We start from the raw sequence: 14,733 nt of genomic DNA, 5'->3' as shown, positions 1-14,733 counted from the left end.
AAGTAAAAAAGGATCATCTGATCCTTTTTGTGTTAGAGCAAAATGAATAATACCGTAATGACAATAGCACTCGTTATACGAACGATGTGGTGCGAGATATGTTGCTTTTCTTTCTGTTGGCCGTTCCAGTAGGCTCCATAGCAGACGATACTCGAACCCACAATCCATAGAAGAATGGTTGCAACTGGAACGAAGTAAAAGATGGCTAGAGCCAGAGATGTGAGGCAACTGCCAACCAAGATGCACGTGTTTCCCAGACTGTAGTTCTTTTGTTTCATGGCTGAAAAAGCAGCAGCAAGGTGAAGCAATGAGAAGGCGAGAGCTAGTACAATTGTTAGTATTCCTAGAATCATCGAAGTTAACATAGTTGGTTCCTTTCTGAGTTTCAGGCTTAGTTATCAAGTGGAGTTGTAGAGGTCATCTCTATTACATCAAGGTAAAATTTCACCACTTGGTTTTCGGTATAAGATTTTCCTTTTTTTAGCCACCAAGTTAGGGTCTCGATAAAGTTCGTTACAACAAAATGCTGGAGGTAGGAGTCCGGAATGTTTGGATAGGCTTCTTGCAAGTCATCCGCCACCATGGGATAAACGTGGTGTTTGAGTTCCCTGTGTAGTTGGCGGAGGAAGTAGTCGTTTTTGGAAAAAAGGAGACTGGTGACATGGTCCTGGTTTTTCTGAAAATGTAAAAAGATATGTGCGAGGTAGTCCTCGGTAGTCAAGTGTCCTTCCCTTTCAAAGAGATGATGAAAGAGGTAGCGACAGAGCTCATCTAAAAGGAGTTCCTTACTCTCGTAGTGACAGTAAAAAGTGGAGCGCCCAACATCTGCTAGGTCAATGATATCCTGAACAGTAGTGGCATCATAGCCCTTGTCGTTCAAAAGTTGTAAAAAAGCTTGGTAGATGGCTTTTTTCGTCTTGCTGACTCGACGGTCTCTTTTTGTCATATAGACACTAGTGACAAACTGTTCAGAACTGAACAGGACTGACAGTTTGCTTCTATCCTTTCTTTGGATTTTATTAGATAATACAAATGAAAGAAGTATGTATATACCCATTATACCAAAGGAGGGAGAGAAATGAGTTCTAAAACATCTATCTGGTTAGCTTTTTTCTTAAATTTAAGCTATGCGATTGTTGAGTTTATCGCAGGAGGAATCTTTGGTTCGAGTGCAGTTCTTGCTGATTCTGTTCATGACTTGGGAGATGCTATAGCCATTGGCATATCTGCCCTTTTAGAAACGATTTCCAATCGTGAAGAAGATAGACAGTACACCTTGGGTTACAAACGTTTTAGTCTTTTAGGGGCCATGCTAACGGCTGTGATTCTTATGATAGGGTCTGTCCTAGTGATTTTGGAAAATGTCACAAAGATCGCTCACCCGCAACCCGTTAATGAGGAAGGGATTCTCTGGCTGGGAATCATTGCGGTAGCTATCAATGTGCTAGCTAGTCTGGTAGTTCGTAAGGGAAAAACAAAGAATGAATCTATTCTTAGCTTGCATTTTTTGGAAGATACTCTTGGTTGGTTGGCTGTCATTCTAATGGCGATTATTCTTCGATTTACGGACTGGTATATCCTCGATCCGCTTTTATCTCTGGTCATTTCCATCTTTATTCTGTCGAAAGCCATTCCACGCTTTTGGAGTGCACTAAAAATTTTCCTAGATGCTGTGCCAGAAGGGGTCGAGACAAGTGATTTGGAGAAAGATTTAGAGGCTCTACCCAATGTCAAAAGTGTTAATCAACTTAGCATTTGGTCCATGGATGGTCTAGAGAATAATGCTATTGTTCACATTTGTATCAAGGACTGGGAACAGATGATGGAAACCAAAGAAGTAGTGCGTCAATTTTTAGAAGAAAGAGGCGTGCAGAATATCACTATTGAAGTAGATAGCAGTCAAAGCAATCATGCGCAACATAGACGGAGAGTGAGAGAGTTAGAGCAGAAGCATGGGCATCATCATTAGAAAAACGATCTCGCTAGAGGTCGTTTTGTTATCTTATTCATTCCTCGTACTCTCTCTCAGAGTCAGTCTGGTTCCCAGCATGGTCAGGCTAGGGATTTTGCGACCGTGGAGAACTTCCTTGTTAAGAATATCCATACCTGCTCGACCCATTTCTTCGGTATAGACGGTAATGCTAGAAAGAGGAGGATAGACCTGCTTGGTCAGGCTAGTGTCGTTGAAAGAAATGAGGCTGACGCGGTCTGGTAGGCTGATTCCAGCTTCTTGTAGGGCACGAAGGGCACCGATGGCTAAACTATCGCTGGCAGCGAAAAAGGCTGGTGGGAGTTGTTCTCCCAGCTTGTGAATGGCCTCCTTCATCAAGTCATAGCCAGACTGGGCAGTAAAGCTCCCCTGAAAGATCAGTTCTTCATGGTAGATACAATTTGCTTGGGTAATGTCTTTGAAATTCTCTAGCCGCTTATCCTGGATAATTTCTTCCTGGTCGGTTGTTTCCTCAAGGCCTGTGAGAATTCCGATACGGTTCATACCCTGACTGAGGAAATGGTCTACAACTTGTTTCACAGCAGTGTAAAAGTCAGTGATAATACAGGTATGACCTAATGAGAGGGTATCACTGTCTATAAAGACTAAAGGTTTTTGGTATTCTTCAAAGGCAGCAATCTGAGCTCGGCTAAATTTTCCGATGCAGAGAATGCCAATCACTTCCTCGCTGAGGGTAAAAGGATGATCATTAAAATAGCGCAGGATATCATAGTCCAACTCTTGGGCTCTTTTTTCTATGCCTAGGCGAATCTGATAGTAGTAGAGATCGTCCAACTCCCCTTGTTCGCTGACCCATTGGATAATGGCAATCTTTTGCTTGGGTTTGTGGGATTCGCCTGTCTTGAGGTGCTTAGTATAGCCCAGCTCTTCCGCGACGGTTAAAATACGGTGTCTGGTTTCTTCTGTAACAGATAGACTCTGGTCGCGATTGAGGACACGAGATACGGTCGCGATAGAGACAGAGGCTAGCTGTGCAATGTCTTTTAAGGTAGCCATAAATCCTCCTCCTTTTAGGTTAGTATATCATATTTTTCTTCTTTTTACCGATAGTTTAGTAAAAGTTTAGTAAAAAGGATTGACCTTGGCAAATGCCTTGGATACAATAGAAGAAAACGATTACACGTTAAGGTGACTTAACGGACAGTCAAAGGAGAATTTATATGACACAACATCTTACTGCTGAAGCCCTTCGCAAAGACTTTCTTGCCGTTTTTGGTCAAGAAGCAGACCAAACTTTCTTTTCACCAGGTCGTATCAATCTGATTGGTGAACACACAGACTACAACGGTGGGCACGTTTTTCCAGCGGCTATTTCCTTGGGAACCTATGGAGCGGCTCGCAAGCGTGACGACCAAGTCTTGCGTTTCTACTCGGCCAACTTTGAGGACAAGGGTATCATCGAAGTGCCTCTTGCTGACCTCAAATTTGAAAAAGAGCACAGCTGGACCAACTATCCAAAAGGGGTTCTTCATTTCTTGCAAGAAGCTGGGCATGTGATTGACAAAGGGTTTGATTTTTATGTCTTTGGGAATATCCCAAATGGTGCAGGATTGTCATCATCAGCATCCTTGGAACTTTTGACAGGGGTCGTGGCAGAGCATCTCTTTGATTTAAAACTAGACCGTTTGGATTTGGTTAAAATCGGAAAACAAACAGAAAATAACTTTATCGGAGTGAATTCTGGTATTATGGACCAGTTTGCTATTGGTATGGGTGCTGACCAACGTGCCATTTACCTGGATACCAATACGTTAGAATATGACTTGGTGCCACTTGATTTGAAGGACAATGTTGTTGTTATCATGAACACCAACAAACGCCGTGAACTAGCGGACTCTAAATACAATGAACGTCGTGCTGAGTGTGAAAAAGCTGTGGAAGAATTGCAAGCTGCCTTGGATATTCAGACCTTGGGTGAATTGGACGAGTGGGCCTTTGATCAATATAGCTACCTGATCAAAGACGAAAATCGTTTAAAACGTGCTCGCCATGCTGTGCTTGAAAACCAACGTACCCTTAAAGCTCAAGCAGCCCTTCAAGCAGGTGATTTGGAAACATTTGGTCGCTTGATGAATGCATCTCACGTTTCTTTGGAGCATGACTATGAAGTAACTGGCTTGGAATTGGATACCCTTGTTCACACTGCTTGGGCCCAGGAAGGTGTTCTGGGTGCTCGTATGACAGGGGCAGGATTTGGTGGCTGTGCCATTGCCTTGGTGCAAAAAGATGCTGTTGAGGCTTTTAAAGGAGCTGTTGGCAAGCACTACGAGGAAGTCGTTGGATATGCTCCAAGCTTCTATATCGCTGAAGTTGCAGGTGGCACTCGCGTCCTTGACTAGTCAAAAGGAGGCTTTATGGTGACCTTAGTAGATAAATTTGTAACACATGTCATTTCTGAAAGTTCATTTGAGGAAATGGATCGAATCTACCTGACCAATCGTGTTTTGGCACTAGTGGGCGATTGTGTTTTGGAAATTGAGACGGATCTGGATAAAGTGATTGACCTCAAGGACCAGCTGGTCGAGGAAGCCGTTCGATTAGAAACGATTGAGGATAGTCAGACTGCGCGTGAAATCCTCGGTACTGAACTGATGGACTTGGTAACGCCTTGTCCAAGTCAGGTCAATCGGGACTTTTGGACCACCTACGCCCAATCTCCTGAGCAAGCGATAGCGGACTTTTACCAACTTAGCCAGAAAAATGACTACATCAAACTCAAGGCCATTGCTAAAAATATTGCTTATCGTGTGCCGTCTGATTACGGAGAACTGGAAATCACGATTAATCTCTCTAAGCCTGAAAAGGATCCTAAGGAGATTGCTGCGGCTAAGTTTGTGCAAGCTAGCAATTATCCTCAGTGTCAGCTTTGTTTAGAGAATGAGGGCTTCCATGGTCGAGTCAACCACCCAGCTCGCAGCAACCACCGAATTATTCGTTTTGAAATGGCAGGGGAGGAGTGGGGCTTCCAGTATTCGCCCTATGCTTATTTTAATGAGCACTGTATTTTCTTAGATGGACAGCATCGTCCCATGGCGATTAGTCGTCAGAGCTTTGAGCGTTTGTTGGCTATCGTAGAGCAGTTTCCAGGCTATTTTGCAGGGTCTAATGCGGACCTGCCAATCGTAGGTGGTTCTATCCTAACCCATGACCACTATCAAGGAGGCCGTCACGTGTTTCCTATGGAATTGGCTCCCTTACAAAAGACTTTTCGATTTGCTGCATTTGAGCAGGTAAAGGCTGGGATTGTCAAGTGGCCTATGTCAGTGTTGCGTTTGGCTTCGGATTCCAAAGAGGATTTGATCAACTTGGCTGATAAGATTTTGCAGGAATGGCGCCAGTATTCAGATCCTAGTGTGCAGATTTTAGCAGAGACAGGCGGGATACCGCATCACACTATCACACCGATTGCGCGTAAGCGTGATGGACAGTTTGAGTTGGACTTGGTCTTGCGGGACAATCTGACATCGCCAGAGCATCCGGATGGCATCTATCATCCTCACAAGGATGTCCAACATATCAAGAAGGAAAATATCGGCTTGATTGAGGTCATGGGCTTGGCTATCCTGCCGCCACGTTTGAAAGCAGAAGTGGAACAGGTTGCTAGCTATCTTGTGGGAGATGATGATATAGTTGCCGACTATCATCAAGAATGGGCAGACCAGCTCAAAGCCCAACATCCGGACCTAGCAGATAAAGAAAAAGCCCTTGAAATCGTCAAGGACTCTGTGGGTGCTATTTTTGCACGTGTTTTGGAGGATGCAGGAGTTTACAAGCAGACGGAACAAGGACAGGCAGCTTTTATGCGTTTTGTTGAGCAGGTCGGAATTTTGCCAGACTAGGAGCTTTCTCCTTGCACAGTCCTATAAAAAGTAGTATCATAGTGTCGTTTGAACTATCAGGAGGAAACGATGAAAGATTTTCATTTTGATGCTATATCTGCCTTTGAAAATTACGAAATTGAAAAAATGAGAGATGGTCATGTTGTGGTGACGACCAAAGTGGTGGACTCGTCGCTCAACTACTATAGCAATGCCCATGGTGGCTATCTCTTCACCCTTTGTGACCAGATTAGTGGTTTGGTGGTTATCTCGCTGGGGCTTGATGGAGTGACGCTCCAGTCCTCTATCAACTACCTCAAGGCAGGAAAACTCGACGACGTGTTGACCATTAAAGGAGAATGTGTCCATCATGGACGCACAACCTGTGTCGTGGATGTGGATATCACCAATCAAGAAGGCAGAAATGTCTGCAAAGCAACCTTTACCATGTTTGTCACAGGCCAGCGGTCAGAAGACAGACAGGTAAGGATATAGATAAACAAAAAAGAGGCTCACACCTCTTTTTCTTATTTCTTCTTCCTGTTTAATACTGCATTGAGAACAATGGCTAGTAAGCTGGCTACGACAATTCCGTTTGAGAAGAACATTTGGAAGGCTGTTGGCATGCTGACAAAGAGATTACTATTGTTGAGTCCGACACCTGCAGCGATGGAGACAGCTGCGATAAGGAAGTTGTGTTCATTGTTAGCAAAGTCAACGCGGGCGAGGATTTGCATCCCTTGAAGGGAAACAAAACCAAACATCACCAGCATGGCCCCTCCAAGGACAGGGCTTGGAATGATTTGGGCGAGGGCACCAAACTTAGGAAGGAGTCCAAGGAGGACTAGGAAACCAGCTGCGTAGTAGATTGGCAGGCGGGTCTTGATACCTGACAATTTAACCAACCCAACGTTTTGTGAAAATCCTGTGTAAGGGAAGGTGTTAAAGATTCCTCCGAGAAGGACAGCTAAACCTTCTGCACGATAACCGTTGCGCAGGCGCGTGCTGTCGATTGGATCTTTCGTGATATCAGACAAGGCCAGGTAAACACCAGTCGACTCAACCATAGACACCGTTGCGATGATACACATCATGACAATAGATGAGATTTCAAAGGTTGGCATCCCAAAGTAGAGAGGAGTTGGGACATGGACAAGCGGTGCTGCCGCAACAGGGGAGAAATCAACCAAGCCCATGGAAGCAGCAATAGCAGTTCCAACGACCAACCCAATCAAAATAGAGATAGACTTGATAAATCCTTTGGTAAAGATGTTGATCAAGAGGATAATCAGAACAGTGATAGCTGCAAGCAAAAGGCTTTGACCAGTTGGCTCTGGAACGTTATTTCCCATATTTCCAATAGCGACAGGGATCAAGGTTAAACCAATCGTGGTAATAACAGATCCTGTTACGATAGATGGGAAGAGATTGGCCACTTTTGAGAAGATGCCTGAAACAAGAACCACGTAAATCCCTGATGCGATAAGGGCACCAAACATAGCGCCACTACCATGGCTTTGCCCAATCATAATCAAGGGAGCGACTGATTGGAAAGCAACTCCGAGAACGACTGGTAGCCCAATTCCAAAGTATTTATTGAGTTGGAGTTGGAGGAAGGTGGCCACCCCACACATGAAGATATCTGTGGAGATTAGGTAGGTCAACTGCTCAGTTGAATAGCCAAGGGCTGTCGCAATCATGATAGGAACCAGGATGGATCCTGAGTACATGGCTAGTAAGTGCTGCAAGCCAAGAACGGCTGCTTGCGAGTGTTTTTCTTGAGTTTGCATTAGAGATCTGCCTCCTTAAATACGACTTGACCATTTTCAAAACGATCCAAACGAGCGAGTGATAGGACAGGATAGCCTGCTTTTTCAAGCAAATCACGGCCATCTTGGAAAGATTTTTCAATCACAATACCGATAGCTTCGACTGTTGCTCCAGCCTGTTCGATGATTTGAATCAAGCCTTTAGCAGCTTGGCCATTAGCAAGGAAGTCGTCGATAATCAAAACCTTGTCCTCTGGTGAGAGGAATTTTCCAGCGATAGAAACGGTGCTGGTTACCTGCTTGGTAAAGGAGTAAACTTCGGCAGTTAAGATTCCTTCGTTCATAGTGATGTTTTTAGCTTTTTTAGCGAAAATCATGGGAACGTTTAAGGCTTCAGCTGTAAAAACGGCTGGGGCAATACCTGACGCTTCAATGGTTACAACCTTGGTAATGCCAGCAGCAGCGAATTTTTCCGCAAAAACCTTACCAATTTCTCGCATCAAGCTAAAGTCAACTTGGTGGGTTAAAAAGGAATCCACCTTGAGGATATTATCACCCAAGATATGCCCATCCTTGAGGATGCGCTCTTCTAATAATTTCATAAGACCTCCTAAAGTCTAAAAGCTAATCCATTTGCTTGTTTATAGTTTCTAGCAAGAAATAGAAAAAGGACCTACTTAATCTCTAAGCAAGTCCCTCAAATAGGCATGGCAAAAAAGATCATCCCCTCAAGCTAACTTACTTATTGTTAGGTGTTCCGGCACCTTGTAGAAACGTCGTGCCAATTCACGACATAAACAAGTAAAACGATATTCAATTTTAAATAGGCTTGCGCCAATGTTTTTATTTTACAATAAATAACTTTAGAAATCAAATATTTTGTTAGCAAATAGATCATAAAAGCGAACGAATAAAAGGCTGCAACGCTAGAAAGTATTGTAGCCTTTTATTCTTCTATTCGCTAAATCTTAAAAAATAACCATCTGGATCCAAGACTGCAAATTCGTGAGGATAGATGTAGTGATCCCCAACACGAAATGTTCTCTTAGTCAAAGGACGATAAATAGGATAGTCAGCCTCCAGCAGTTTTTGGTGGAGCTGAGGGACATCTTCAATGCCAAAGGAAATATTGACACCGCGCCCGAAAGGATAGGTTAGTTGGGCTAATTCTTCTGTGCTGCCTTCTTCTAGCATAAGTTGGCAGTCTTCAAGCGAGAGGAAGAGAAATTTCTCCTCTGGACGCTCGTATTCGACAGAAAATCCCAGTAAGTCACAGTAGAAGTGGCGTGATTTTTCGATGTCAGATACTACAAATTCAGGAATGACAGCTTGATAGTCCATTCGTTTTCTCCTTAGAGCTCAATCTCCATGACAATGGGTGTATGGTCTTGGCGCGCACCGGAGTCAATCATATCAGACTTGGTTACCTTGTCAGCCACGCGGTTGCTGGTCAGCCAGTAGTCGATTCTCCAGCCTGTATTGTTGATTTTAGAAGTCTTGCTGCGTTGCGCCCACCAAGTATAACGCTCTGGGACATCACCGTGAATATGGCGGAAGGTATCGGTAAATCCAGTTGCCAAGAGGTTGGTAAATCCAGCACGTTCCTCGTCGGTAAATCCAGGTGAACGGCGATTGCTGGCAGGATTTGCAAGGTCGATTTCCTTGTGAGCTACGTTGTAGTCTCCAGTCGCAAGGACTGGTTTTTCTTTGTCTAGTTGAGCCAAATACTCAGCGTATTTGACGTCCCAGACTTGACGCTCTTCCAAGCGTTTGAGACCATCGCCAGCGTTTGGAGTGTATACTTGGGTCACGAAAAATGTATCAAATTCCAAGGTGATGATGCGGCCTTCCAAGTCCATGGTAGAAGGGGCACCGATTTCTGGGAAGCTAATCGCTGGTGTGAGTTCTTTCTTATAGAGGAACATGGTTCCAGCGTAGCCTTTGCGAGCAGGTTCTTGAGAGGAACGCCAAGTGTTTTCATAACCTGGGAAGAGTTCTTCTAAAATTTCCAAGTGTTTTTTTGTAGGCCCTTTTGCAGAAAGCTTGGTTTCCTGGATAGCGATAATATCAGCATTTTCGGCTACCAAGGTTTGTAGGACTTCTTGGGACAATTTTGCACGAGCTGAGTCGCTCGTTAGGGCTGCATTGAGGGAATCGATATTCCATGATATGAGTTTCATAAAGTTACCTTTTTCATTCAGATTACAGACTATATTATATCAAAAAAAGACGTATTTCCCCAACGTATGGTTTGAAAAATCACCCTCTTTCGTTTATAATGAAGAATGATTTTATGAAAGGGAGTGAAAATACATGAAATTCTATTCTTATGACTATGTCCTCAGCCAAATCGGTCAGCAAAATGGTATCATGATTGGTTTAGGGATTGTCCTATTAGCTGTGACAGGATTTTTAGCTTTCAAGGCTTATCATGATAAAAAGGGGACCAAATTTCGTGAGTTGGTCATGATTTCAGCTCTGACCTTATTAGCTCTCCTTTTGGTCAGCATCACGACTTATCAAAACAATCAAGTTTCTAATAATAAATTTCAAGCTTCACTTCATTTCATCGAGCTTGTTTCCAAAGAATTGGGAGTAGACAAGTCAGAAGTCTATGTCAATACTTCTGCCGACACTGATGGCGCACTTATCAAGGTAGGAGATCGTTATTATCGTGCCCTGAACGGCAGTGAGCCAGACAAGTACCTGTTAGAGAAAGTGAAATTGTATAAAACAGATGCAATTGAACTGGCGGAGGTGAACAAATGACACTCAATTATATGGAAATTTTAATCAAACTAGCCTTGGGTCTCTTTTCTCTGGTTTTCGTAATTAATGTGACAGGAAAGGGCAACCTAGCGCCTAACTCAGCAATAGATCAAATTCAGAACTATGTACTCGGGGGTATCATCGGAGGGGTGATTTACAATAGCGCCATTAGTATCCTTCAGTATGCAGTTATCCTGATTATGTGGACTATTCTGGTTTTAACTCTCAAATGGCTCAACAACAATGTTCACTTTGTGAAACGTTTGATTGATGGGAAGCCAACCCTGCTCATCAAAAATGGGAAGATTGATCCAGAAGCCTGCCGTTCGGTTGGTTTATCAGCAGCGGACGTAGCTCTTAAGCTCCGTAGCCAGGGAATTTTCCAAATGAAACAAGTCAAACGCGCTATGCAGGAGCAGAACGGTCAACTCATCGTAGTCCAAATGGGAGATGAGAATCCCAAGTATCCTGTTGTCACAGACGGTGTGATCCAAGTTGAAATTTTGGAGACCATTGGTCGAAGCGAAGAATGGCTGCTTGATAACCTCAGCAAACAAGGGTATGACAATGTGGCCAATATCTTTATCGCTGAGTATGACAAGGGTGTCGTCTCAGTCGTAACCTATGAATAAGAAAAACCTGAGGTCTTGTACTCTTCAAAAATCAAATTCAAACTGCGTCAACGTCGCCTTGTCGTATGTAGGTTACTGACTTCGTCAGTTCTATCTACAACCTCAAAGCAGTGCTTTGAGCAGCCTGCGGCTAGTTTCCTAGTTTGCTCTTTGATTTTCATTGAGTCTTGGCCTCAGGTTTCCATTTGCAATCAGAAAGGGATTTTATGTCCATTATTCAAAAACTCTGGTGGTTTTTCAAGTTAGAAAAGCGCCGTTATTTAGTCGGGATTGTGGCCTTGATCTTGGTTTCCGTCCTCAATCTCATTCCTCCTATGGTTATGGGGCGGGTGATTGATGCCATTACGTCGGGACAATTAACCCATCAGGACCTCCTTCTTAATCTATTTTATCTACTGCTGGCAGCCTTTGGGATGTACTATCTGCGCTATGTTTGGCGCATGTATATCCTTGGAACTTCCTACCGTCTGGGGCAGATTATTCGCTCTCGCTTGTTTGAGCATTTTACTAAAATGTCTCCAGCCTTTTATCAGACCTATCGGACGGGGGACTTGATGGCACACGCCACCAATGATATCAATGCCTTAACTCGTCTCGCAGGTGGAGGAGTCATGTCAGCAGTGGATGCTTCCATCACGGCGCTAGTAACCTTGATGACCATGCTTTTTAGCATCTCATGGCAAATGACCTTGGTTGCCATTCTACCCCTGCCTTTCATGGCCTATGCGACTAGTCGTCTAGGGAGAAAGACTCACAAGGCTTTTGGCGAATCACAGGCTGCCTTTTCCGAACTCAATAACAAGGTGCAGGAGTCTGTATCGGGTATTAAAGTGACCAAGTCTTTCGGTTATCAGTCTGATGAATTGGCATCTTTTCAGGAAGTAAATGAATTGACCTTCCAGAAGAATCTCCAAACCATGAAATACGACAGTCTCTTTGACCCCATGGTTTTCTTGTTTGTTGGTTCATCCTATGTTTTAACCCTCTTGGTCGGTTCCTTAATGGTGCAGGAGGGGCAGATTACAGTTGGGAATCTGGTCACCTTTATCAGTTATTTGGATATGTTGGTCTGGCCTCTTATGGCTATTGGTTTCCTCTTTAATATTACTCAGCGAGGAAAGGTTTCTTATCAGCGGATTGAGGATCTTTTATCTCAGGAATCACCTATAAAAGATCCTGAATGTCCTCTGGACAGTATCGAAAATGGACGTTTGGAGTACGCCATTGACAGCTTTGCCTTTGAAAATGAGGAGACACTGACGGATGTTCACTTTAGTCTGGAAAAAGGGCAAACCCTAGGCTTAGTCGGGCAGACAGGCTCTGGGAAAACGTCCTTGATTAACCTTCTCTTGCGAGAATACGATGTGGATAAGGGAGCTATTTATCTAAACGGTCATGATATTCGGGACTATCGTCTGACAGACCTTCGCAGTCTCATGGGATATATCCCTCAGGATCAGTTTCTCTTTGCGACCTCTATCTTAGACAATATCCGCTTCGGCAATCCTAACTTCCTCCTTTCAGCAGTTGAGGAAGCGACCAAGCTAGCACAAGTTTACCAAGATATTGTAGACATGCCTCAGGGATTTGATACAGTTATCGGTGAAAAAGGAGTCAGTCTTTCTGGTGGTCAAAAGCAGCGTCTGGCCATGAGTCGGGCTATGATTTTAGATCCTGATATCTTAATTCTAGATGATTCCTTGTCAGCCGTGGATGCCAAGACAGAGTATGCGATCATCGACAATCTCAAGGAGACGCGGAAGGATAAGACAACCATTATTACAGCCCATCGCCTCAGTGCAGTTGTCCATGCAGATCTGATTTTGGTTCTGCAAAATGGACAGATTATCGAACGGGGTACGCACGAAGACCTGCTAGCTCTAGATGGCTGGTATGCCCAAACCTACCAGTCTCAGCAGTTGGAAATGAAAGGAGAAGAAGATGCAGAATAAGCAAGAACAATGGGCTGTATTGACGCGCTTGATGTCCTATCTCAAGCCCTATGGCCTCCTGACCTTTTTGGCACTCAGTTTTCTCCTTGCGACTACGGTCATTAAAAGTGTCATTCCCCTTGTGGCTTCCCACTTTATAGACCAGTACCTCAGCAATCTCAATCAGTTTGCTATTACAGTTTTATTAGCCTACTATGGCCTCTATATCCTGCAAACTCTGGTCCAGTATGTTGGCAATCTTCTCTTTGCGAGGGTGTCCTACAGTATTGTCAGAGATATTCGTCGGGATGCCTTTGCCAATATGGAGAAACTGGGTATGTCTTATTTTGACAAGACGCCAGCAGGTTCCATCGTCTCTCGTTTGACCAATGACACCGAGACCATCAGTGATATGTTTTCGGGGATTTTATCCAGCTTTATTTCAGCAGTTTTCATCTTTCTGACAACTCTGTATACCATGTTGGTACTGGATTTTCGTTTGACAGGTTTAGTCTTGCTCTTTCTTCCCTTGATTTTCCTTTTGGTCAATCTCTATCGGAAAAGGTCAGTCAAGATTATCGAGAAAACCAGGAGTCTATTGTCGGATATCAATAGTAAGCTGGCAGAGAATATCGAGGGCATCAGGATTATTCAGGCCTTTAATCAAGAGAAGCGCCTGCAGGCAGAATTTGATGAAATCAACCAAGAACACTTGGTCTATGCCAACCGTTCTGTAGCCTTGGATGCCCTCTTTTTGCGCCCTGCTATGAGTTTACTGAAACTCCTAGGCTACGCCGTTTTGATGGCCTACTTTGGCTATCGTGGTCTTTCTATTGGGATAACAGCTGGAACCATGTATGCCTTTATCCAGTACATCAATCGCCTCTTTGACCCCTTGATTGAGGTGACGCAAAACTTTTCAACCCTTCAAACGTCCATGGTGTCTGCAGGTCGTGTCTTTGCCTTGATTGACGAGACGACCTATGAGCCTCTTCAAAAAGATGGGCAAGCCAAAGTCAAAGAAGGCAATATCCGTTTTGAACATGTGTGTTTCTCATATGATGGCAAACACCAGATCCTAGATGATATTTCCTTTTCGGTTAACAAGGGCGAAACCATTGCCTTTGTCGGTCATACAGGTTCCGGGAAATCTTCGATTATCAATGTCCTCATGCGCTTTTATGAATTTCAGTCAGGCCGAGTTCTCTTAGATGATGTGGATATTAGGAACTACAGTCAGGAAGAACTGAGAAAAAATATTGGTCTAGTTTTGCAGGATCCCTTCCTCTATCATGGGACTATCAAGTCCAATATCGCCATGTACCAAGATATCAGTGATAATCAAGTAAAGGACGCAGCTACCTTTGTGGATGCAGATTCCTTTATTCAGGAGCTTCCGCAGGGGTATGATGCACCTGTGTCCGAGCGTGGTTCGAGCTTTTCTACCGGCCAGCGCCAGCTTCTTGCCTTTGCTAGAACTGTTGCCAGTCAGCCTAAAATTTTGATTTTGGATGAAGCGACAGCCAATATTGACTCTGAAACAGAAAGTTTGGTTCAAGATTCCCTAGCTAAGATGAGACAGGGTCGGACGACCATTGCTATTGCTCATCGTCTTTCGACCATCCAAGACGCCAACTGCATTTATGTTTTGGACAAGGGGCGCATCATCGAGAGTGGAACCCATGAGGAACTCTTGGCCTTGGGAGGAACCTATCACAAGATGTATAGTTTGCAGGCAGGGGCTCTTACCTAAAGAAGAATTCCTCTAAATTACAGATTTCTTGCACCGCCTTTTCCATTTTG

At 43.9% G+C, this 14,733-nt stretch carries 15 protein-coding genes and 1 riboswitch; of the genes, 8 read left to right on the top strand and 7 right to left on the bottom strand.

What is annotated here, in order from left to right; all coding sequences use genetic code 11:
- Nucleotides 1–32: 32 nt before the first annotated feature.
- Together P8P68_RS04835 and P8P68_RS04830 are read right to left on the bottom strand one after the other, a co-directional pair.
- Nucleotides 33–365: a glucuronide permease gene (locus tag P8P68_RS04835; RefSeq protein WP_242747299.1), complete on the bottom strand. Its 333-nt coding sequence runs from the start codon at nt 363–365 to the stop codon at nt 33–35.
- A 26-nt stretch (nt 366–391) separates the two neighbouring features.
- Nucleotides 392–946: a TetR/AcrR family transcriptional regulator gene (locus tag P8P68_RS04830; protein WP_000166618.1), complete on the bottom strand. Its 555-nt coding sequence runs from the start codon at nt 944–946 to the stop codon at nt 392–394.
- 132 nt (nt 947–1,078) lie between these two features.
- Here P8P68_RS04830 and P8P68_RS04825 point away from each other — a divergent pair, with 132 nt between their 5' ends.
- Complete coding sequence (locus P8P68_RS04825; protein WP_278275692.1) at nt 1,079–1,969, top strand: cation diffusion facilitator family transporter; 891 nt, start codon at nt 1,079–1,081, stop codon at nt 1,967–1,969.
- Between the two features lie 33 nt (nt 1,970–2,002).
- Here P8P68_RS04825 and galR read toward each other — a convergent pair whose 3' ends face one another.
- Entirely contained in the window at nt 2,003–3,007 is a 1,005-nt protein-coding gene (gene galR, locus P8P68_RS04820) for a DNA-binding transcriptional regulator GalR (protein ID WP_278275691.1), read from the bottom strand.
- A gap of 164 nt (nt 3,008–3,171) precedes the next feature.
- Between galR and P8P68_RS04815 the strand changes: the two genes are divergently transcribed.
- The 3 genes from P8P68_RS04815 to P8P68_RS04805 all read left to right on the top strand — a co-directional run bounded on the left by P8P68_RS04815 (nt 3,172) and on the right by P8P68_RS04805 (nt 6,324).
- Nucleotides 3,172–4,350: a galactokinase gene (locus P8P68_RS04815; protein ID WP_278275690.1), complete on the top strand. Its 1,179-nt coding sequence runs from the start codon at nt 3,172–3,174 to the stop codon at nt 4,348–4,350.
- An 18-nt stretch (nt 4,351–4,368) separates the two neighbouring features.
- Nucleotides 4,369–5,850: a UDP-glucose--hexose-1-phosphate uridylyltransferase gene (locus P8P68_RS04810; RefSeq protein ID WP_278276304.1), complete on the top strand. Its 1,482-nt coding sequence runs from the start codon at nt 4,369–4,371 to the stop codon at nt 5,848–5,850.
- A gap of 69 nt (nt 5,851–5,919) precedes the next feature.
- Complete coding sequence (locus P8P68_RS04805; RefSeq protein ID WP_000651202.1) at nt 5,920–6,324, top strand: PaaI family thioesterase; 405 nt, start codon at nt 5,920–5,922, stop codon at nt 6,322–6,324.
- Nucleotides 6,325–6,356: 32 nt separating this feature from the next.
- Here the strand turns inward: P8P68_RS04805 and P8P68_RS04800 are convergent, their stop codons facing one another.
- The 4 genes from P8P68_RS04800 to P8P68_RS04785 all read right to left on the bottom strand — a co-directional run bounded on the left by P8P68_RS04800 (nt 6,357) and on the right by P8P68_RS04785 (nt 9,778).
- A complete protein-coding gene (locus tag P8P68_RS04800) occupies nt 6,357–7,619 on the bottom strand; it encodes a nucleobase:cation symporter-2 family protein (protein WP_173219643.1) in 1,263 nt (420 codons plus the stop codon).
- Nucleotides 7,619–8,200: a xanthine phosphoribosyltransferase gene (locus P8P68_RS04795; protein WP_000770403.1), complete on the bottom strand. Its 582-nt coding sequence runs from the start codon at nt 8,198–8,200 to the stop codon at nt 7,619–7,621. Before P8P68_RS04795 ends, P8P68_RS04800 begins: the two co-directional genes overlap by 1 nt.
- 123 nt (nt 8,201–8,323) lie before the next feature.
- Nucleotides 8,324–8,419: riboswitch (purine riboswitch) on the bottom strand.
- A gap of 133 nt (nt 8,420–8,552) precedes the next feature.
- Nucleotides 8,553–8,939 carry a VOC family protein gene (locus P8P68_RS04790; protein ID WP_175828048.1) on the bottom strand — a complete coding sequence of 129 codons (387 nt, stop codon included), beginning with the start codon at nt 8,937–8,939 and terminating at the stop codon, nt 8,553–8,555.
- 11 nt (nt 8,940–8,950) lie between these two features.
- Nucleotides 8,951–9,778: an exodeoxyribonuclease III gene (locus P8P68_RS04785; protein ID WP_278275689.1), complete on the bottom strand. Its 828-nt coding sequence runs from the start codon at nt 9,776–9,778 to the stop codon at nt 8,951–8,953.
- Between the two features lie 133 nt (nt 9,779–9,911).
- On the opposite strand from P8P68_RS04785, the gene P8P68_RS04780 reads away from it, so the two are divergent.
- From P8P68_RS04780 to P8P68_RS04765, 4 genes are all read left to right on the top strand, one after another.
- Nucleotides 9,912–10,367, top strand: coding sequence for a DUF3290 family protein (locus P8P68_RS04780; RefSeq protein WP_278275688.1), 456 nt, complete (start codon nt 9,912–9,914; stop codon nt 10,365–10,367).
- Nucleotides 10,364–10,999: a DUF421 domain-containing protein gene (locus P8P68_RS04775; protein WP_220107137.1), complete on the top strand. Its 636-nt coding sequence runs from the start codon at nt 10,364–10,366 to the stop codon at nt 10,997–10,999. The genes P8P68_RS04780 and P8P68_RS04775 overlap by 4 nt, the downstream gene beginning before the upstream one ends.
- Nucleotides 11,000–11,205: 206 nt before the next feature.
- Nucleotides 11,206–12,951 (top strand): ABC transporter transmembrane domain-containing protein, encoded by a 1,746-nt coding sequence (locus P8P68_RS04770; RefSeq protein WP_278275687.1) that lies wholly within the window; start codon nt 11,206–11,208, stop codon nt 12,949–12,951.
- Nucleotides 12,941–14,683, top strand: a complete 1,743-nt coding sequence (locus tag P8P68_RS04765) for an ABC transporter ATP-binding protein (RefSeq protein WP_278275686.1) — start codon at nt 12,941–12,943, stop codon at nt 14,681–14,683. The genes P8P68_RS04770 and P8P68_RS04765 overlap by 11 nt, the downstream gene beginning before the upstream one ends.
- The last annotated feature ends 50 nt before the right edge of the window (nt 14,684–14,733 follow it).

Source organism: Streptococcus sp. D7B5, assembly GCF_029691405.1.
Lineage (GTDB): Bacteria > Bacillota > Bacilli > Lactobacillales > Streptococcaceae > Streptococcus.
The sequence above is the reverse complement of the archived record's forward strand: the minus strand, read 5'-3'. Positions and strand labels throughout refer to the sequence as shown.